Below are 20,007 nucleotides of genomic sequence, written 5' to 3'. Positions count from 1 at the left end.
TAAGGCCAAATCTTCATCCTAAGATTTTTTTAATTCTTCTTCTATAATTTTTTGCATCTCTTCTTTTTTTGGAAGTTCTAATAAATATTTAGATAGAAATAAATTATTATCCATGCCTGCTATGGCATACTCAGCTAACGCATGATTTTTATCTGTACACAATAATATTCCTACTGGAGGATTATCCCCTTCCACTATCATATTTTTTTTATACCAACTCACCTAAGTATTAAGTTGTCCTATATTCTCATGAGTAAATTTTTCCAGCTTCAATTCAACTAATGCATGGCATTTCAGAATTCGATTATAAAAAACCAAATTGATAAAAAATGCTCTCCTCCTATTAGAATCCTCTTTTGGCGTGCTTCAAAACAAAAGCCATCGCCTAGCTCCAATTGAAACTGCTCAATTTTAGAAATTAATTGATCTTCTAAATCAGACTCACTCATAACTTCTTTTAGTGTTAAACCTAAAAATTCAAATATATAAGAATCTAATTTCAAACTCAGTACTCTTAACTCGGCATTACCTCTTGTTTTATTTATTAATATTTAACTAAGCCCTTAGACTGTCCATTTGTCTTTTTAATTCACGAACAGACCAATTCCCTTTAATACATTCCAATTCATAAAAGCTTCTCTTTTGTTCATCCATTAATTTCCATTAGCATTTTAAACATGTTATATGTAATATTATAAAGCTCAATGGATGAAATACTTAATTGTGCCGACACTGTAGGCGCAATTTGAGCATAATTTCGATAAAATTTAATGTAGTCATAAAATTGTTTTTTATTGCAATTACTTATTAGAAGTTCTAAGAGTCTTGTCGCGATTGCATTCAATAATTTATCTCCATATTAAGCGCGATCTTCTCCTTTTAATTTATATTTAGAGATATAGTAACCAATTAACCAATTTCTCAGTAAGGTAAGCATTTACAGCTTTCTTAGCTTTAGAAGATAGTTGGTTATGAGTAGCATTATTATTGTAATTAGGCTATTAAAATTCATTGATTGTTCTTGAATTTTATTTTTACTCATTTACATTCCGATATTGGCCATAAACTGAATATTATATCCTGAATGGATAATAGTTCCTTTATAAAATAATCAATGAATTAAGCACTGACTTAAGTTAATAAATGAGGTTTTATTTAACCCTTGCCGTGAGTTTAAGGAATATGATGTTGCTTAGTCAGGTAGATCTGGTTGAAAAGCTTCTTCCTTTCCTATCTTGCTTAATTAAATTTCTAACCTGAATTATAACATATTAAAAAACTTTCTATCTCGCACAATGTCTATTAATTGATAAATTAATAGACATTTAATTAATTACCCATAAATGTCTATCGCATTAAAACAAAACTTGGGAAATCTAACACCTCAAGTATTCTCTAACTATGAAGATGCATTAACTCAGCTTTATGCATAAACTAAAATTAGATTCCAAAGAAGCTATGAGCTATTTTCCTCTGTTATGAAGACTTATGTATTATTAGCATTTCATCAAGAAAGTCGATCACTGTCTTCTAAACGAAATTAAAAAACAGTAAGAAAAAGGGAGCTCCCATAAAACAAATAAAGATATAATCCAAATAAACATCCTAAAGTTACAGTTATTTTTATTTGTAATGATTAATTTAAATTAGTTATAAAATAATTAAAAGAATTATATTTGTTTACATCTTTTGCTTCGAATTATATTGTTATTCAAAAATATACATATTAATTATGTTAGTGTTTTGTTTAAAACAAATTAAGGATGAATATTTTTTAATAAATATATAAAATTTGTCATTCCAACTAAGTCCTGACCCTGATGTTAATCATCCATCCCTTGAGAAAAACTGATCAACTTAACTCATCATAATGTATCCTAAGATAAACTCAGTAGTTTCTCCTTCACAATTAATATCAGTAGAAGCAAAATGAGACTTGTATTTTTCAGGACTCCAACACCGATAAAGAGCAGTAGTATTAGGCAAATTATCTTTATATAACCAGCCTAATGTGCGAAGGCGAGTATAACCTGCTTTGGTGCAAGTACCATCAAGAGTAATGACATGATCGATACCTCCTGTCCAATTGCTACGACATTCTTCTATCGCAACAGTCTGCGGAGCATTATTGCCAGTCAGTTTACGCGTCATCAGATAACCTAAGCGATCTAAGTATTTAAAAGATCCTGGGGTGGCTGCGGTGGTAGTCCAAAGCTCATTGGGATTCGGAACTGAATTAACCCATCGACTTAACGCTACACCAACTTGAGGAATAGAGCCATCTACATTATGTGCATTGGTGGTGGTAATACTTACTTTTCTTTTGACAAGATAACGTGAACCAAAGTTGGAACCTGGCTCTAAGTACATATAAGTTAGAAAAAACCGGCCGTCCCCCCATAGTCGCCCACCCTTCATTGATATGGCAGAGACATAAGCAAAAAGTTCTGTAGACTCTGGCATACGATCCCAACTTGAATTATCACTAACTAGTATTGGATCTAGTAACTGAGTAAAATTAATATAGTCTGAGGAGAATGATGCACGCACACCTTCACTCACATTCGGAAGGGACAAAAGCATCACATAATTTTTTTCGCTCCATACTGAAGCAGATCCAAAAACCTTAAGTGCAGTGGCATCACCACCTAAACCGGGAGAGCTCCAATTACCATTGTAGTATTTATACCAGGGTCCTTCAGGATGGTTTTTCAAAGCTCTTGCGACTATTGTGCGATAATCTCTATTTCGTAAGATGTATAAGTAGTTGTAGTTTTCATTTCCTGGGATGATATTGGCATCGCCCTCTCCTGTAATTTTACCTAGAGTAGGACTGTCCATTCCGGTAATAATTTGTCTATTTAGACTCCATGTTTTCCCGTTATCTGTAGACTCGACTAAATTCATTGATTTATGGGTTCCAGAATTTGTACAAGCAGTTTCGGCATGAGCAAAGCCGAATAAATGATTATTATTTTCTGGATCAATTAGAACATCATTTATCCAAAGTCCACAATCAGCATAACCATTAGCAACTGGGCCAATAATGGGCTTTAACCTACTATTGAGACATAATGGATCACTTCCTGTCATTTTATAACTGAAAGAATTAGCAGTGAAACATAAATAAGAATTATTGGTTAAGCGAACAGAGTTAAATAAATTGTCTATCATGTTAGGTACAGGGCCTAACGTTATTATAGGAGGACCTACACGTATTTTCAGTGATTGAACATCTAAGTTTATATCTGCGAATACAGAAGTTGAAAGACACAAAAAGAAAAAAATAAACTTTATCATAAATTTCCCTATATCCGTGCAGTTGTTAAGGAGTTAAAATTTTACATACGCAGAGAAGAAAGCAATTAATTCCTGTTTACTGTAATTACCATATTTTTTTCGTAATTCTTCAAAATGTCGCTCAACAGTGCGTGGTGAAACATTTAAAAGTCTTGCCGTCTCTTTCGCTGTCTTCCCTTTTGAATACCAGTATAAAACTTGTTTTTGTCTTGAAGTGGGAGCAAGTTTAAATAAATTATTTTTAAATTCTGCAATTTGGTCTTGTGACTCTTGTTTCCTTTTTAAATAGGAAAGAACATGTGGTCTGGGATTCTCATAGACTTTTTTATAATTTAATTTTTTTGCTGTGCTTAAAAGTACTGACGCGTTAGTTTTAAATTGGTGAACAAATAATTCTAAAAATTGAAGATTATTTATTATTAAATTCATCAAGAAGGCATTCTTATTAGAACCTGAAAAAAAATAAAAAGCATTATGATCTTCTCCTCTTTCATAGAAGGTAATCCCTTGCCCACTGTCATAAACCAATCCATGCTGATATACCGGAGTATTCAAGGTATTAGGCCAAAGACTAAAACCGCTCTGAGGTATAATATATTTTTTATCAAATACACTACTTTCATGTAATCGCAGTTCATAATAATCTTTAATCCAATTTGGCTTATTGCTTAAATTGATTTGGGTTTCATCATCATAATTTAACAATACCGTAAAAGTATGAATACCAATTTTTTTTAAAGGAAGACTAAACTCTTTCAACCCTTCAGAAATTTGTATCATCTCCAAAATTTCAATCATAATATTCACTCTTCAAATTAATTCTATAATCTTTTAAAAATTCTAATGAATCAATAAATAAAGGGATTTTGGGTATTTTCACCCAATAGATTTTTTCGTGATATAAGGTATTTCCCAGTCTTCCTTCCGTACAGGAGGCGATTTGAATAAACCAAGTCTGAGGTCCCGCTCTTTTTTTGATTCTAAAGTTTGGTTTAAAGAAGAAACAGTTGGATTGGCATTTTGGGGGGAAAAAGATAATATTTTTTTCCAAAAAGACTCATATTGGGGGGAAGAACATTCGTATAATTTGGCTACTAAATCTTTTAGCAGATTAACATATGGTTTAGAGCGCCAATCTTCAATGTTAATATTTCTTAAGAATGGTCTGGGAAAAGAAGTTTTAAAATCCCCTAATAGCAATAAAGGAATTACTGGAATTTTGCTGACTAACATCTCTGTTATTTCATCTTGAACAATACAGTACTCTTTTGTTTCATATTTCACTTTTAATGATGGGGTTCCAATTAAAATGACGCAATCCGATATCAACAAACGATTTATGTGATGCTGAATTCGATGGCCATATTTACTATCTTGAATATCGAAGAACACAATTATTCCTGCTTCACGAAGATGAGTCACAAAATGTAATAAAAAGGCTTGTACCCACTCTTCGCTGGATGAATGTCTTCTAAGCGGCCAAGCATAACTAATAAAAACTGTCTTAGGCTTGCGGCTTTTATTATTCATCCATTGTCTTACTCGCAGTAGAGAGTCTTTTAAACAATCTTCGTGTTCATTAATAAATTTGAATTGTTCAATCCAATGAACTAATTCTTCTTCCTTTACAATGTTTTGATAGTGCATTTTATTAAACAATTTAGAGTGTTGCTTTTCCAAATTTTTTAAAAATTCAATCCATTTATCAAAGGTGATGTCCTCTGGAAGGAGATCTTCATTGTATTTAAAAAGCGCCAACAGAGCATTAATCTCTTGAAGACATTGCTTTATTTTGTTTTTTACATAAATACGCTTATCTTCGTGTAAACGTGTATCGAATGTCGTGGAGGAGCTTAAATGAGTGATTACTTCTTTGTGTAGGCATAAAATTTTATTCACAGAACGGATCAATATTTTTGAAAAATCTTCAGAATTTTTTATATCATTGATTGTTTGATTTTGATTAAGAAAAAGAGGCATAAAATTTCGATTACAAATCAATAAATTATATCAATACCATTATAATTAAGTAAGACATCTCTCAGGTATTATTTTTTCAGCTATTAGAGATATAAAATGAAAATCATAAAAGCTTTTGGTTGTATACCCGATAACTGTTAGTGAGTTCCAGTGAACCAAGATTGTAATAATACCTAAGAGCTCTTATAACATGTTTTTGAAGTTAGCCCTTGAAATAAGGTTTCTTAGTTTTAAGATATAAATTTGTAATGGAAAAGAAATTATTACTCTAGTTGTGCTAGAGCATAATGAATGCTGAGCGGAGCTTTTGACTTAATATATACTTTAATTAAAGGACTAAAACACAAATTAGAATTTTTTAAAAAAGCCCATTTAAAATGGGCTTTTTTTTATTATCCTCTTATATCATTAACAAAAGTAGGATAATCCATAGGTGTACCAATCATCACTTCAGTTTGACCTAGATTATTTATATAAATAATTGTAGGTGTGCCAACTATTCCAGTATATCGAATAAACGCTTGCTCATTCTTATTTAAGGAACGAATTGCATACGCTGACGGATTAGTTGAGGGTGGAATACCTCCGCTTTCGCTTGTTATGTTGAAATTATCTTCATTATATGCGAATGCTCCCGCTGGTGTAGCAGGGTAATTTGAACCGGCAGGAATTTTACCATCTAGGATAGACCAAACTTTGCCTTGAGACGTGGGTTGCAAAAAGCTGACCAAAATCCAATGGATTGATACTTGCCCACTTACCACGTAAGGCTGCATGGCGACATAAAATTCATGACACACAGAGCAGTTAGGCTCGCCGAAGACATACATTGTTTTGGGTGCGTTAGGATTCCCCTGAACAAAGGACGCCAAGGAACGAACGACATCATAAGAGAAATTAGAGGGCACCTGATAGTTATTTCCATAACTGCTTATAGGCAAATTGCTAATATAATCTATGAAAGTGGTAGCCAGCGATAATATTGGCGCGGGAGGTGGTGGTGGAATTTGAATGGTTTGACCTCCAACCACTGCATAGCGCTGAAACTGATCAATGAAGATGATTTGTTTATCTACAGTTTGATAAGCCAGCAAATTAGCGATGTCATTAGAAGCACCTGGTCCAGGTGGATTGAAGGGATTATAGGGAGGCGTAAGAGGGATTCTTGTCGTGCTGCTTAACAGTAAGGCAATTTCCGCCGGATTGGTTATTATTTGTCCACCTATAATAATAAATTGTCCATTTGCTGCCACAATTCCTTTCTGGGCGTCCCAATGAGATCGGGGTGGAAAGGTTACCTCATACTTTAGTAAATCACTAAAGTAGGGACTTGTCCTTACTTCAGGTGGCGCGAAAAATATACTTCTATAAGTTGCTAGTACGCTTAATTGTGCCTGGGTAAGTATCTGAATATTCAAAGTATCAGTTGAATTTGGCTGATAGCACTGATTTGGATTTCCCATTGCACAAAGCACAGGCCCGCCCTTTATAGTTCCTGGCAAACCACCATTTACGGATAAAGTCAAAATACATGATTGATGAGAACCTAAAGGAGCGATACATCCCGAAGAAGTTATCCCTTGTATTGGTTTCATTTGTAAAGTATGTGACTTGCTTGACTGGTTAGTTACTGTGTATTTAATTTGGGCTGTATCGGTGATACCTATCGTTAATTTAGGTGGAAATCCGGGTACAGGCGCGAATGTCCATAAAGGAATTGCAGCTTGTACTCCAACAGCAAACCCCAGTATACTAAATCCTAAACCTATTTTATTTATTAAGCGCGACCATTTTGTATTAATATTCATATTGCATATCCTTATGCCAGATAAGTGAGGTTAAACATCACTCCGTTCGTGTATAGATGGTTTAAGCTAATTCCGCTATTTAGCGTTTGCCCCGCAGCTCGATCAAGATTGCTCTTCCCCCAATCCGCAAATTCATACCCAACACCTATTTGCCAATGATTATTCAATGCTTTTTGTATACCTGCGCCTACTGTATAAGTGAATGTAGTCTCAGTATGAGATTTAAAATTTTCATTGGGTATGGCTTCAAAAATTATCGGCGTGTTACTATAGGAGTAGGCGTAGTTAAAACCAACACCTAAACTTCCGCTTATCCAAGGCGTCACCCAATACCCCATGTCGGCCAAAAGCTTTGCTTTGGCTGCGATATGCGTATGTTGTATTTGGTACTCGTAGACATAATTGGCAAATTCTGGATCAGCATCATCCCAAATCGCCCCTGAAAGTCTCGCATTACTAGTTGCAGCAATTGCTAAGCCTAGCTGTCCTTGCAGGTTTTGAGAGAGTACTTTTTGAAAACCAAGAAAAACTTCTCCCTCAAATAATGTATGGGTATCAGAATTTGCTGCATAAGTCTTTTCAATCTCAGATGCCAAGTAGAAAGTTTGCGTTTTCCCTCCACTCTCCCAAACGGGGCCTAAACTCAGAGTTCCCACCCACGAACCCGTAGGCTCTACAGCCCCCATAGTACCCGCTGAAGTACTACCAGTTGCCATGATTGCGGATAATGCAAATATTAATGAGAAATTATTCATAAAGCTCCTTAAATGTAGAACTGCTCCCAATTTAAACATATAATTTTTCTATAAACTCGCTAAATATTTTACTAAAATCCACAGAGGTATTCTATTCTTAATTGGCTATCTAAAACCAGGCTATGCCTTTGTATAAATCCAAACATAACTTCTGAATAAAAAACGAAGGATAGTGAAATAGTTTAAATTCGAATGGAGACAGCGTGATTATGCATGGCAAATGAATGATTACGCCATCTCGATAGGCTTTGAATCCTTGACTCTAAAGATGGCGTTTGCATTTAAACCATAATCTAATTACAAAATGTTACTTTTTCGTTCAAATCTTCATTTTTTTTAATTGAACTAAAGTGCATGGAATTGGCTTTAGCGCAAAATTTACTTGGTTTTAAATCGTATTCCACTTCAAGTACAGCTTTATTCGAATTAATAAAAGGCATTAATTGATTGCATTCCTTATATTCAAAGCATTGTTCATTGATGGCAAAATCAAAATAGGGTAATAATATCTCTACTTGTTCCAAATCATTTTTCAAACCAACCGCTAGGCCTGCTTGATGTGCCATATTAGCCAAATAAGCGTTATAGAATGCTTGGTCAGAATTTTTTAAGGGAAACCCTGTTTTATTGGTATACCCATCAACATTGTCAAATTCAACAGCATCAAAACCCTTTTCCTTACACATATCGATACGTGCTTGCATAATAGGAAGGAGGATGTCTGTTTGACGAATATCAAGCCACTTCTCTCCAGGCCAACCATTTGATCTTCCCTTAACAGACGAGGGAAATTGGTTCGCGTCCGGACGCCAATTCTCCCATGACCCTGCACTGATATAACATACAGCTTTATTACCTTGAGTATGAATGGTATTCACTGTTTTGGAAGTACTGCTAAATCCATCAATATCATAAATATCAGCTAAAACAGAAAATTTTGGCGTTTCAGAGATAACGTAATTCCATTTTGCGCCTTGATTTATTTGTCCCATGCATTTTTCACAAGTTACTGGTGAAGGTAGCGCTTTATTTTGAGCAAAAGAAGATTGAATTGTAGATAAAAAGCCTAGTATTGAACATCCTATTATTATTTTTATTTTCATAATTAAAATCATCCTATTATAATTTATGTTTTCTAAAAGGTCCTGGATAATTGGAATGTATATTTTTCATTGACTTTATCTCGATGCCTATGAATTAAAATAATCCTTCTTATACAATGTGCAGATACATTATTTTTCAAAACATGGCCTTCAATTCAAAGGTTACCGAAGATCGATCAAATTTCAACTCAGATTGATATAGTACAGAATTAAATATTCTGAGCATTGAGTGCTCTATTTCCAACACATCATTCATCACACTGGAGAGTTGCTAGCCATATCCTCGACACAAAAGGCGGTCTTAGGAAAGTAATTTATCACAAGAGAATCTATCACTTAAATGAGTGAAATTACCCAATTAAATTAATTTATATTCAGAATATTAATTAGACAGAGCACATTTAGCATGATTTACCCTTTGCTCTCTTAAAATTTGGAGTGCTTTTAATTTTAATTTTCTGACTTTTTGATTCTTATAAAAGAGAAAGATTGGTCAAGTTAATACACAAGCCACTATATTCTAAAATAGGTGAGAGTATCAGTCTTAATGAAATTTAATTGATATTGTGTCTGAGCCGGAATTATAGTGTGCTTAAAGAACCCAAGACTTTCAAATATGTTTGGGTTCTAGTAAGATAGATTTAGTAAAATAATCCCTTAAAATACTCTAACACATCGAACACTCCGCTGAGAACGCTTAATATCGTTATTTTGATAGCTGCCATTAGAGTTGAATCCCTGGATCCAAGCCTCGCCAGAGGGATCGTAGCTATCCTCAGAGGAACTCCAGTATAAGCCTGAGGGAGCTTCAGAAATACCAGCCTCAACCAAATTAGATTGAATATTTTGTAATAGTGGTTGGGCTGGAGGTATTCCACAACCAGAAATCGCAGATGAACCATCATCATACCCCATTTCACAAATTGCCGGTAAATACCAATCATTATGCCCTGCAATTGATTGGGTGCATAAACCAGCTGCATAAAAATATGGGTTCGTTGACGCTAACATAGCTGTAAAAGGAGGCGAGCTCAATTGAGAATAATTCGTTACATAGGTATTATAAAACTTCACTATATTTCTAGTATTACAAGCCCCATCTGATTTACCTGCGCACGCCTCAAAATCTGAAGCCATCAAGGCAAGTAAATTGGTGTAAGTAGTACCTCCATTATTATAATCAAACATGCTTGCTAATGCGCTAAAAGAAGGAATTCCTACCGATGATGTGGAGTTCAGGGCAATGCCAGGAATAAAATCATTACTCACATCATTTCGGGTAGCGCTAGTGCCATTTGAACTCCAAGGAACACCACCTGGGAAAGGGCCACTTGCTTGATCTTTAGTAGTAACAATTTTACCCCTCACACTGCCCTTGCAATCCCTAGGAGAGATACATCCCTTAGTATCGTCAAAAGCAAAAACGTATCCACCTTGGTACATAGATCCATAAGCTAAAACATGAATCGCTGAATGTACCGTATTGGTATTTGTCCCTAAAATAGATAATCTAACCGGTTTGGGATTAGCATCACCAATAGTTGCACTAGGCATTCTTCCAGGTTTAATTGTTAGCACACATGTATTGGAAGGCGCTATTGTTCCGCAACTCGAAGGGCTAATTGTGGTGCCAATTGGTAAGCCTGGAGAAGTTGTATACATCACATTCATGGCCTCAATCGCCCCTGTGTTTGTAATTGTGATGCTTCTTTCCCTGCCTGAATTAACTGATTTTCCAGTGAGAATACCATACTCTGACAAACCCGTAACACTCAAAACCTGCTCGTTCACACTAACCTGCAAACTTGTGGTATTGATCGTATTTTTACTTACTTGTAATATATTATTAGGACTTGGCTGGTAACATTGATTCGGGTTGTTCTGTTCACATAGTATAGGCCCTGAATGAATGCCTTGTGGGGGTACCAAACTGCCATTAATGGTCAACTTTAATTCGCATATACTTCCCCTCCCTGCTAAGTTGCAGACGGAGGCACTAAGACCTTGAGTTGGCTTTAATACCAAACTTTTTGCTCTTCTTGATTGATTTGTTACGGTATAGATGACAGTCGCAAACCCTCTATCGGAAACTGTCACACTTTTTGGGTGTGGTGCCGAAAACGTCCATATTGGAGTTTCAGCACAAAGTGTACCGCTGAACAATAAGTTAGTTACACTTATTATTAAAATATTTCTTTTTTCATTGTTTTTATTCATATGCCCTTCCTAGATACTCAACTTGCTTCCTACCATTTACCCACGTTATTACTTAAAATTGCTGCTATATGTTAATTCAAAGAGAGCTTCCATGATGACTGTTAAACAGTAACTTTAAAAAATAAATTTATAAAAAAACTTATCACAAAGTACCTTTAGATTAATTGTGTGAAAGTACCCAGTTGTTGCTGACTCCTTACTTAAGCTGTTTAGCCAATGTAGGTTGTACTACCCAAAAGATAATTTAAGTTATGTCATTAGCTATATATTTCATTTATATCATCAAAAGAAGTTCTAAATAAATTTTTCTCCAGCGGATTATATGTTTGTACTCTATTACGCAGAAAGTTTCTATTAAAAATAGTATATTTGACGAGGCCACATTTTTTCATGAAATCACCTTTCAGTGGAACTTAATGGGGATTAACGAACTGAAAATTATGCAGCTCTATTCTGTCGGAGTGCCGCAGCATTTATTTCGTCTGGTAATATTTTTACACATTTTTAAGCTTTTAATTAGTGAATAAATTTTTGATAATTATTTACCCCATCAAGCGCGATTATTTTAAAATATTTATACGCATTCCTAGCTAAAGCAACTTTTTTGTATATTTAATAATGATCTTCTTAATCTAGCATCCATGGTTTGTTATCCGAAGTGGTTTGCATATTTTTTGTTTGATAGCAAACTTTAAAAAAACGGTAATCATCAAAGTTGCTCATATAATTCTCATTCTTTATTATGGTGTACATATTTTTTAATTAACAAATTAATAAAGACTTACCACTACCAGGCAAAGAACGAATCTATTATCCTTTGTTGCTTATTCGAGACCCTGATCGATAAAATGGACTTACTCTAATTTTAGAATTAATAAGACTTATTATGGTAGTTATATATGCTCTTCCTAAAATAGTTTTTTTATAAAAAGATACGATAATCAACTTGAAACTTTTCAGCAATTCGTTTTGCAAGCTCTTTGCCAATTGGACGCCTACCATTCTCCATTGCAGACAAATTTGTTTGAGTTATATTTAGAGTTTTTGAAAATTCAATTTGGCTTAAACCCTCTCTATGACGTAAGCCTCTTAATAAAAGACCAGGCTCGCCATGCTCATTGATAAGCTCACCAAAAACATCATCAATAGATAAATGAGATTTACTTTCTTCTTTAACTCTATATTTTTCAATAACCCTTACTGGCAACGCATAATGTGCTCCATGCCAAGTAACCATAGCAATATTTTCAGTATGGGGCTTTTTCATGTGTTCCGACATAATACACCTCAATAATTTTTACTTGTTTATCGATAACTTCCCAACAACAAACATACGTTGGTTTTCCTTTCATTAAATGACAATGACGTTTATCCCCTATCATGCCCTTTAATTTTCCATAGTTTTTCCAGCTTCCACTTGTACTTGGCCCATTTCGCTCTATATCACGAAGCAAAAGTAATAAAGTAGCTTTAGCAGATTTCGGTAGCTTATCTACTTGCTTAGCGGCTTTGTTTGTTATTTTTATTGTCCAGTTCATATAGATATGATATATCAATAAATGATATATGTCAATTTTTGATTATTTAATCTTTTTAGTTAGTTAAACGGGGGTTTTATTTCCTTTAAGAATCACGCATAAGTTTTTCTAATTCTTGAATCAAACCAGGTAAATTAATATGGTAAAATATTCTATGTTAATTTATTATTAATTTTATCGAGATATTTAACCAAAAGATTATATTATGCTAATTGGATATGCCCGAGTTTCTACAGATGATCAAAATTTAAACTTACAAAATGATGCCTTAATAAATGCAGGATGTGAGAAAATTTTCAATGATCAAATTACTGGAAGCAAAATTCAACGACCAGGTTTAGAGGCTGCTTTAGAGTTCGCCCGGGAGGGAGATATTTTCGTTGTTTGGCGTTTAGACCGACTAAGTCGTTCACTTAAAGATTTAATTGACATGGTCGCCCTTCTTGATTCAAGAAAAGTTGGATTAAGAAGTCTTCATGAATCAATTGATACATCATCTAGTTCCGGGAAGTTAATTTTCCATATCTTCGGGGCACTCGCCGAATTTGAAAGAAATTTAATTCGCGAACGAACTCATGCAGGCTTAGAGGCAGCAAGAGCAAGAGGACGAAATGGCGGACGGCCTAAAAAATTAAATAAAGACAAATCAAAATTAGCTCTTCAACTTTATAAAGAAAAAAAACATAGTATAAAGCAAATTTGTAATTTGATTGGCATTTCGAAGCCTACTTTATACAAGTATGTTAAAGAATCAGATTAAGGTAGACAGCATGAAGGAAAAAATTGAATCAGGATATATATTTTTAGATATTAAACATCCGTTAGCGGGCTTGGGGAGCAATGGAACAGCCAACCGACTTAAGGCTTTTCTGTTGTTCTTAATGGCCTTAACTCACCACGTTTTACCTCATCTGGCATGGCAAAGGAATATCGTCCGAGCATATTAATATGACCATATCCATATGCGGACAGTCTGGCTACATCTTCATCGTATACGGGGAAGCCTTCTTGTCGTAATTGATTAATGGCAGCATCCATGTAAATAGTGTTCCAAAGTGTAATGATATTTAAAACCAGTCCAAGGGCACCTAACTGATCTTCTTGCCCTGCACGATACCGCTGATGAAGTTCTCCTCGCTTACCATGAAAAACAGAACGACCTAAACTGTGTCTGCCTTCGCCCAAATTTAGTTGTACCAAAGTCTGACGACGGAATGACTCATCATGAAGATAATTGAGCATGTGGATAGTTTTGTCAATTCGCCCAATTTCGGCAATTGCTTTGGCTAAACGAGTTGGTTTATCAGCAACTTGAAGAGTGCGCATAATGCCTTCTGCGGGAACTCTCCCGAGTTTTAATGAAGCCAATAAACGTAAAATATCATCCCACTCAGGAGGAACAAGATTTATATTTATACGACTTTTTGCAAGTACATTGAGCTTTCCATAATCAGCCAACGGATCAATCCGCCAGAATCTAGCACCACCCATATCAGCCAATCGCGGACTGAAACGAAGTCCCAACAAACGAAACAGTCCAAATACAATATCACTGTATGCGCCTGCATCTGTCATGATCCGCGTTGGCTGTAATTCCGTCTGTTGCTCAAGAACAACGCCTAACAATATTAGGCTATCACGTAAAGTGCCAGGTACTGTTACAGCATTTAAGCCAGTTCGTTGATTAGAGATTAGATTGTACCAAGTGACACCACGACCTGATTTAAAATATTTTGGATTTGGAGCAGCGTGCACTGTTCTAACCGGTACAACGAAGCGCATGCCATCAGCCGATGCAATATCGCCTCCGCCCCATTTCTTAGCTAATGGAATTTGATTTTGAGCAGAAACTAAAATGGCATTGACCGCCATTATCGTTTCATTTCGAATATAATTTTGATCAACCCATACCAATCTATCTCTTTTTAAAGCAGGTATGTCCTCACGAACAAACGGTTCTCGTCCAGTATTGCAAGCGTCTGCTAGCAATTCAGCACATAAACTGATTAATAGATCCTCAGCACGCGCACTTCCTTCATTGATGTGGGTAAATCCATCCGCAAATCCAGTACGTGTGGCTATCTCAAGTACCATCTCGGGTAAATCGACACGTGGTAATTTGGCTTTTACAGCAGCTCTCAATGCTTTTAATGATGGAGGCTCATCAAGTGCATCAAGCTGAGTTAGAATCAGCTCCTCATTACCCTTAACTGTTTCAAATCGAACAGCAGGGTTATTATCAATATTTGCAGCAACTAACCGATACACTTGATGTAGTTCATCTGTAAGGCTTGTTATGGCTAACATTGGGTCAATTGTTAAATTTAATGAGCGGCAAATCATAGGACGTATTGCCTCCCACTCTGAGCCAGAATAAAGATTGGCTCTTGGATCAGCATACCGCCAACTCGGACTTATGAACACATCCCTATGTTTCAGTGCCGATTGCAATTTATCAAGAACACAAAATATATATGCTGTTCGGTCAATTGTAGTTCTATTGCTATCCCGGCCAGTTATTGATGTTATTAATGCAAGCTCTTTATTATTTGCGTTTTTTTGAACTTCCTTCATGTTTAAAATGGATTTTTTCAATTTCTCAACTTGAGATTGTTTTTTCTCTGGTACAACGATTTCCTTAATTTTTTTATTGATAAGGTCAGCATATAAAAGTTTATCGTTATGCAAAATGATACCATCTTGGGTTTTTACAAGTTTCTTTATGACGCGATAAGTGGGTCGTGGTTCGTCTTGTGGCCAATTGATAACGCTACATTCATTTTTAATAACAATATTACGTTTCCATGATGTTCCAATAATCTCCATTGGCGGTTCATCCGTTTGTTTTCCCTTTAACCATTCAAGACTGGCAAGAAGAGGTTTTCCCGCTTGATTACTATCAAAATTTATTACTCGAAGGAGCGAAGGTAAAAATTTCTGAACTGTTTTTTCCTTTTGTTCAAGCTCATGATAAAACACATTACTTGGCGGCCTGATTAAGGCAGTGGCATTTTCAACTGCAGATACAAGCGCTTCATGACCTACTGTTGTATAAATTGTGTCCCGAATTTCATGATCACATAATTCTGTATTCAGTAGTAATTTACATGCATCGACCAATGTGGCTGTAGCTTGATCGAGATCTTTAAGAGTTCGCAGTCGTGTATTTTTATTTTCTTGCTTGGCCTTTGAGAATAAATCACGCAATACCATACTGAGCACGTCCAGAGAATCATCTTGGGAGTCTGACTCAAAATGATTCGCAAAAGCAACGAGCGTCGCCATTTTACGCTCAAACGGCAAGCGGTTGATGGCTGTAATTTTTGCCGTATTAGCAAAGCGTGCAAGTGTTGCTATTTTACAGGCGGGGATGCGGTACAGTGGTAATTCAACACTAATGTTGCGGGCAGACTCAACCCGTTTTAATGCTTGCACAAGAGCTGTGCTACTGATGCTAACCGGACCTTTACGCAGTTTATCAAGCAATGACAGATGTTCGTCATCCTCTACCACCAAGAGGTCATTCAGTTTTTCCTGTTGTGATGCGCTTAAATTTTTAATCAACATTCGCCATAAGCGAGACTCCATCCTGGAGCGAATTTCTGCAACAAAACGCTCAAGAACTGTAATACCTGGTAACAATATTTTGTTGGTCGATAGCCAACCCACTGCATGATCAAAAAGCACTCCAGGTCTGTCAGTACCAGTCCAGCATAGTGCACATAATATGCGACCAAGACGATAACGACTACCTTTTTCAGCAAATTCTATATAGCCATAACGCGCTCGAATTTCAACAGCATGACGCCAACGCTGCTCACTTTTCATGTACATTGATATGCAACTTTCAGGATCATTAACCTTGATTTGAATAGCAACTCGCTCAATTACCACACGAGGAATCTGATTCAAGTCGGAAATAAAAGCTCCAATAAATCGAACTGTTGTCAGCTGTAATGCATAACCTAACCTGCTGAAGTCACCACGCTTGTTTGCAATCCACTCCATATCCTGATCATCGAGGAAAAAAAGGCTATCTACGATATCTGGTGGTAGGTCAGTAGGATATTTAGCGTAATTGTCACATTGTACTGGGGAGAGAAAACTAACAGGCATGTTTATCCAAAATCAATAGGTGTTGTTGCTAAACTTAGAAGTTTTGCAACGGAATTTGAATGCCTTTATTTAAAGGTTTAAATTCGTTGCAAAAATCAGATGCAAAAGTCTATTGTTTTGCGATATGATTTGCAAATAAAATATTAGGGATTAGTTATGAAAATTGGGTATGCTCGCGTTTCAACCACGGATCAAAATTTAGAGTTGCAATTAGTTGCACTAAAAGAAGCTGGTTGTAAACGTATCTATCAGGAAAAAATTTCTGGTGCAAAAAGAGATCGTCCAGAATTACAACGATTACTTGATCAGCTTCGACCTGAAGATGTAGTCGTTGTTTGGAAATTGGATAGATTGGCGCGTTCAACCCAGCATTTATTAGAATTAATAGACTGCATAAGAACAACAGAGGCTTCCTTTTGTTCGCTTTCCGAGCCTTGGGCAGATACCACTTCTCATGCCGGTAAAATGATCATGACCGTATTCGCAGGTATTGCAGAATTTGAGCGTGACTTAATTCGTGAACGTACTGGTGCGGGTCGCGCAGCTGCAAAGCAACGTGGAGTTCGTTTTGGACGACCTGAAAAAATGAATAAAGAACAAAAGTCATTGGCCAAGCGGCTTTTGCAAGAAGATAAATCGGTAAGTGAGATTGCAAAAACGTTTAATGTCCATAAAGCAACAATTTATCGTTTACAACAAGAATAATTCACTACAGATCCCCAATCCTATGGTATTCTTAATATTAAGAATTATTTATTAATGATAACATCTGGTATGGTTTGAGTTAATTTTTATGGATAAAGAATGATCAATATAAAATATGGATTTGGAAAAGAAGTATTGTATTCATTTGATGATGCAATTAAAAAAGTTACTGAAGAACTGCAAAAAGAGGGATTTGGAGTTCTTACAAATATAGATGTGTCAGCAACTTTGAAAAAAAAATTAAATAAAGATATGCCTCCCTATCAAATTCTTGGTGCATGCAATCCGCAATTTGCCCATCATGCTTTAGAAAAGGAGCCATCTATAGGTTTGCTTCTACCATGTAATGTGGTTGTACGCCAGGATGATATAGGCAAAGTGCATATTGAATTTATGGATCCAAAATCAGTATTAGAATTGGTCGGCAATCCTGAGATCAATCTGGTCGCTGGAGAAGTAAGACAAAAACTGGAGAGAGTATTAAGCGCATTGTAATGCGCTCATCTACAGTTAAGATTTTAACATGCGAAGACCACTTGCAATAACAATAAGCTCACTTATTTCATGGGCTAAAACTGCTATTGGCAACGTAAAATAGCCAGTTACCGCCCCGACAATAAGAGAGCTAATAACAATTATAGATAGTCCTAAATTTTGTAAAATTATATTCCAGGTTCGATGACTAAACTCGATGAGATAAGGTAATTTTAATAAATTATCACCCATTAATGCTACATCCGCAGTTTCTAATGCAACATCGGTTCCAGCGGCGCCCATTGCAACTCCTACATGTGCTGCTGCAAGTGCTGGAGCATCATTTACTCCATCGCCAACCATCATTACCTTACCGTAACGTCTTTCCAGTTCCTCAATTTTTCGTGTCTTATCTTCTGGTGATAAATCAGAGAATACTTCATCTACACCTGCTTGAACTCCAATTGACGCGGCAGTTATCGAGTTATCTCCAGTGAGCATAACAACACGCTCAATACCCATCAATTTTAGGGACGATACCATCTGCCTTGCTGTAGATCTTAGAGGATCAGTAATTGCAATTAAACCGAGAATTTCCTTATCTGTTCCTACTAATACGACAGTCTTTCCAACGGTCTGTAATTTATTTATTTCTTGAATTACAGTTTCTACCAATAGACCCATATCAATAAATAATTTTGGATTGCCAATATAAAATTGTTCTCCATTTATAAAACCCTGAACCCCTGAACCAGTCAATGACTTAAAATGTTCAACAGGTTTATATGCAACACTTTCTGCCTTTGCTTGTTGTAAAATGGCATGTGCCAGTGGATGCTGGGAACGCGATTCAAGGGTGGCAGCTACATTTAATATTTGGTTCTGAGTATAATTATTTAACGAAATGATATCGGTGACCTTGGGTTGTCCTTGTGTTAAGGTTCCTGTTTTATCAAGCGCAATAACCTTTATTTGAACCAATTTTTCTAAATATATCCCACCCTTAAGTAATATTCCGTTTCGACTGGCTGTACCAAGAGCAGCTACAAGGGTAATTGGGATAGAAATTACTAAAGCACATGGTGCAGCTGCAACAATAAACACCGTTGCACGTAGCACCCATTCTTGCCAATGCAGCCCAAATAGAGGAGGTAGGGTAGCTATTAGTACCCCTGCTAAAAGAACGAATGGACTGTAGAGATTGCCAAAACGCTCTATAAATCGTTGACTGCGACCTTTTTTATCCTGTGCTTTTTCAACAAGAAAAATAATACGAGATAACGTGTTCTCAGCAAATTTTTTGGTAGCGCGAATAGTAAGAGTCCCCTCGCCGTTAATAGTTGCAGAAAATACTTTATTTCCCACAAATTTCTCAACAGGAATTGATTCACCCGTGATAGGCGCTTGGTTTACACTAGAATGTCCAGATATGACCTCTCCATCTGTAGCGATGCTTTCACCAGGACGAACAATAAACTCATCTCCAATTTGAATGTCTTCTAAAGGTATTAGGAACTCGCTATTATTACGTCGGACTAATGCGGATTTTGGGGCAAGTTCCATCAATACTCTGATAGCATGTCGCGCCCTTTCACCAGCATAACCCTCTGCTGCTTCAGAAATAGAATATAAAAAAACCAGTGTTGCCGATTCTGCCCATTGTCCCATCACACCAGCAACAATAGCAGCGGTAGACATCAAAAACTCAATACCGATTTCATGTTCTTTGAAAAATTCTTCTATAGCTTCCCGTGCGAAATAATATCCACCAATTAACACCGCGCCTATGTAAAACCCGTTAGCAATTATCCTTGGTAGTGTCAAATATGAGCCTACAAAACCAATAGTTAATAATATACCGGCTATTGCTGCCGTAATGACTTTAGGATTATGCCACAGTTTGGGCATTGGTTCTTTGTGAGAAGGACAAGTGGAGCAGCCCATTTATTTATACCCCTTATTCATAGTTTTCTTCAGAGCCGTAATGTTAAAGCGTCATTGTTACCTAAAA

At 36.0% G+C, this 20,007-nt stretch carries 14 protein-coding genes and 1 pseudogene; 3 read left to right on the top strand and 12 right to left on the bottom strand.

Translation table 11 applies throughout. The features are described 5' to 3' along the window. Nucleotides 1-18: 18 nt before the first annotated feature. The 10 genes and pseudogenes from HBNCFIEN_RS17795 to HBNCFIEN_RS17325 form a co-directional block, all read right to left on the bottom strand. Nucleotides 19-449 (bottom strand): annotated as a pseudogene (locus HBNCFIEN_RS17795) (PDDEXK nuclease domain-containing protein). Between the two features lie 1,408 nt (nucleotides 450-1,857). Beyond that, nucleotides 1,858-3,300: a hypothetical protein gene (locus tag HBNCFIEN_RS17365; protein ID WP_182393798.1), complete on the bottom strand. Its 1,443-nt coding sequence runs from the start codon at nucleotides 3,298-3,300 to the stop codon at nucleotides 1,858-1,860. A 33-nt stretch (nucleotides 3,301-3,333) separates the two neighbouring features. Next, a complete protein-coding gene (locus tag HBNCFIEN_RS17360; RefSeq protein WP_182393797.1) occupies nucleotides 3,334-4,098 on the bottom strand; it encodes a helix-turn-helix domain-containing protein in 765 nt (254 codons plus the stop codon). A 78-nt stretch (nucleotides 4,099-4,176) separates the two neighbouring features. After that, nucleotides 4,177-5,280: a toll/interleukin-1 receptor domain-containing protein gene (locus HBNCFIEN_RS17355; protein ID WP_182393796.1), complete on the bottom strand. Its 1,104-nt coding sequence runs from the start codon at nucleotides 5,278-5,280 to the stop codon at nucleotides 4,177-4,179. A 392-nt stretch (nucleotides 5,281-5,672) separates the two neighbouring features. Beyond that, nucleotides 5,673-7,088 carry a thioredoxin fold domain-containing protein gene (locus tag HBNCFIEN_RS17350; protein WP_182393795.1) on the bottom strand — a complete coding sequence of 472 codons (1,416 nt, stop codon included), beginning with the start codon at nucleotides 7,086-7,088 and terminating at the stop codon, nucleotides 5,673-5,675. 11 nt (nucleotides 7,089-7,099) lie between these two features. Next, nucleotides 7,100-7,843, bottom strand: a complete 744-nt coding sequence (locus HBNCFIEN_RS17345; protein WP_182393794.1) for an outer membrane protein — start codon at nucleotides 7,841-7,843, stop codon at nucleotides 7,100-7,102. A gap of 293 nt (nucleotides 7,844-8,136) precedes the next feature. Further along, nucleotides 8,137-8,946: an endo alpha-1,4 polygalactosaminidase gene (locus HBNCFIEN_RS17340; RefSeq protein WP_182393793.1), complete on the bottom strand. Its 810-nt coding sequence runs from the start codon at nucleotides 8,944-8,946 to the stop codon at nucleotides 8,137-8,139. Nucleotides 8,947-9,603: 657 nt separating this feature from the next. Next, a complete protein-coding gene (locus tag HBNCFIEN_RS17335; protein ID WP_182393792.1) occupies nucleotides 9,604-11,163 on the bottom strand; it encodes a DUF1566 domain-containing protein in 1,560 nt (519 codons plus the stop codon). 922 nt (nucleotides 11,164-12,085) lie between these two features. Then, nucleotides 12,086-12,442 carry a helix-turn-helix domain-containing protein gene (locus HBNCFIEN_RS17330; RefSeq protein WP_182393791.1) on the bottom strand — a complete coding sequence of 119 codons (357 nt, stop codon included), beginning with the start codon at nucleotides 12,440-12,442 and terminating at the stop codon, nucleotides 12,086-12,088. Beyond that, nucleotides 12,411-12,701, bottom strand: coding sequence for a type II toxin-antitoxin system RelE/ParE family toxin (locus HBNCFIEN_RS17325; protein ID WP_182393790.1), 291 nt, complete (start codon nucleotides 12,699-12,701; stop codon nucleotides 12,411-12,413). The genes HBNCFIEN_RS17330 and HBNCFIEN_RS17325 overlap by 32 nt, the downstream gene beginning before the upstream one ends. A 205-nt stretch (nucleotides 12,702-12,906) precedes the next feature. Here HBNCFIEN_RS17325 and HBNCFIEN_RS17320 point away from each other — a divergent pair, with 205 nt between their 5' ends. Then, complete coding sequence (locus tag HBNCFIEN_RS17320; RefSeq protein ID WP_182393789.1) at nucleotides 12,907-13,461, top strand: recombinase family protein; 555 nt, start codon at nucleotides 12,907-12,909, stop codon at nucleotides 13,459-13,461. A 98-nt stretch (nucleotides 13,462-13,559) separates the two neighbouring features. Here the strand turns inward: HBNCFIEN_RS17320 and HBNCFIEN_RS17315 are convergent, their stop codons facing one another. Continuing rightward, on the bottom strand, nucleotides 13,560-16,817 hold the full coding sequence (locus HBNCFIEN_RS17315; protein WP_012187537.1) for a Tn3 family transposase: 3,258 nt from the start codon (nucleotides 16,815-16,817) through the stop codon (nucleotides 13,560-13,562). Nucleotides 16,818-16,973: 156 nt separating this feature from the next. On the opposite strand from HBNCFIEN_RS17315, the gene HBNCFIEN_RS17310 reads away from it, so the two are divergent. Further along, nucleotides 16,974-17,522, top strand: a complete 549-nt coding sequence (locus HBNCFIEN_RS17310; RefSeq protein WP_012187538.1) for a recombinase family protein — start codon at nucleotides 16,974-16,976, stop codon at nucleotides 17,520-17,522. Nucleotides 17,523-17,621: 99 nt separating this feature from the next. Further along, complete coding sequence (locus HBNCFIEN_RS17305) at nucleotides 17,622-18,017, top strand: DUF302 domain-containing protein (RefSeq protein WP_012187539.1); 396 nt, start codon at nucleotides 17,622-17,624, stop codon at nucleotides 18,015-18,017. A 15-nt stretch (nucleotides 18,018-18,032) separates the two neighbouring features. On the opposite strand, the gene HBNCFIEN_RS17300 is transcribed toward HBNCFIEN_RS17305, so the two are convergent. Next, nucleotides 18,033-19,940: a cation-translocating P-type ATPase gene (locus tag HBNCFIEN_RS17300; RefSeq protein WP_012187540.1), complete on the bottom strand. Its 1,908-nt coding sequence runs from the start codon at nucleotides 19,938-19,940 to the stop codon at nucleotides 18,033-18,035. Between the last annotated feature and the right edge of the window lie 67 nt (nucleotides 19,941-20,007).

Origin of the sequence: Legionella sp. PC997 (genome assembly GCF_014109825.1) — a bacterium.
Lineage (GTDB): Bacteria > Pseudomonadota > Gammaproteobacteria > Legionellales > Legionellaceae > Legionella.
The sequence above is the reverse complement of the archived record's forward strand: the minus strand, read 5'-3'. Positions and strand labels throughout refer to the sequence as shown.

Excerpts from the sequence above, each read along its gene's own strand:
- HBNCFIEN_RS17340 (WP_182393793.1), bottom strand. The coding sequence starts at position 8,946 with ATGAAAATAAAAATAATAATAGGATGTTCAATACTAGGCTTTTTATCT.
- HBNCFIEN_RS17315 (WP_012187537.1), bottom strand. The coding sequence starts at position 16,817 with ATGCCTGTTAGTTTTCTCTCCCCAGTACAATGTGACAATTACGCTAAA.
- HBNCFIEN_RS17325 (WP_182393790.1), bottom strand. The coding sequence starts at position 12,701 with ATGAACTGGACAATAAAAATAACAAACAAAGCCGCTAAGCAAGTAGAT.
- HBNCFIEN_RS17305 (WP_012187539.1), top strand. The coding sequence starts at position 17,622 with ATGATCAATATAAAATATGGATTTGGAAAAGAAGTATTGTATTCATTT.
- HBNCFIEN_RS17320 (WP_182393789.1), top strand. The coding sequence starts at position 12,907 with ATGCTAATTGGATATGCCCGAGTTTCTACAGATGATCAAAATTTAAAC.
- HBNCFIEN_RS17300 (WP_012187540.1), bottom strand. The coding sequence starts at position 19,940 with ATGGGCTGCTCCACTTGTCCTTCTCACAAAGAACCAATGCCCAAACTG.
- HBNCFIEN_RS17360 (WP_182393797.1), bottom strand. The coding sequence starts at position 4,098 with ATGATTGAAATTTTGGAGATGATACAAATTTCTGAAGGGTTGAAAGAG.
- HBNCFIEN_RS17345 (WP_182393794.1), bottom strand. The coding sequence starts at position 7,843 with ATGAATAATTTCTCATTAATATTTGCATTATCCGCAATCATGGCAACT.
- HBNCFIEN_RS17310 (WP_012187538.1), top strand. The coding sequence starts at position 16,974 with ATGAAAATTGGGTATGCTCGCGTTTCAACCACGGATCAAAATTTAGAG.
- HBNCFIEN_RS17365 (WP_182393798.1), bottom strand. The coding sequence starts at position 3,300 with ATGATAAAGTTTATTTTTTTCTTTTTGTGTCTTTCAACTTCTGTATTC.
- HBNCFIEN_RS17335 (WP_182393792.1), bottom strand. The coding sequence starts at position 11,163 with ATGAATAAAAACAATGAAAAAAGAAATATTTTAATAATAAGTGTAACT.
- HBNCFIEN_RS17330 (WP_182393791.1), bottom strand. The coding sequence starts at position 12,442 with ATGTCGGAACACATGAAAAAGCCCCATACTGAAAATATTGCTATGGTT.
- HBNCFIEN_RS17355 (WP_182393796.1), bottom strand. The coding sequence starts at position 5,280 with ATGCCTCTTTTTCTTAATCAAAATCAAACAATCAATGATATAAAAAAT.
- HBNCFIEN_RS17350 (WP_182393795.1), bottom strand. The coding sequence starts at position 7,088 with ATGAATATTAATACAAAATGGTCGCGCTTAATAAATAAAATAGGTTTA.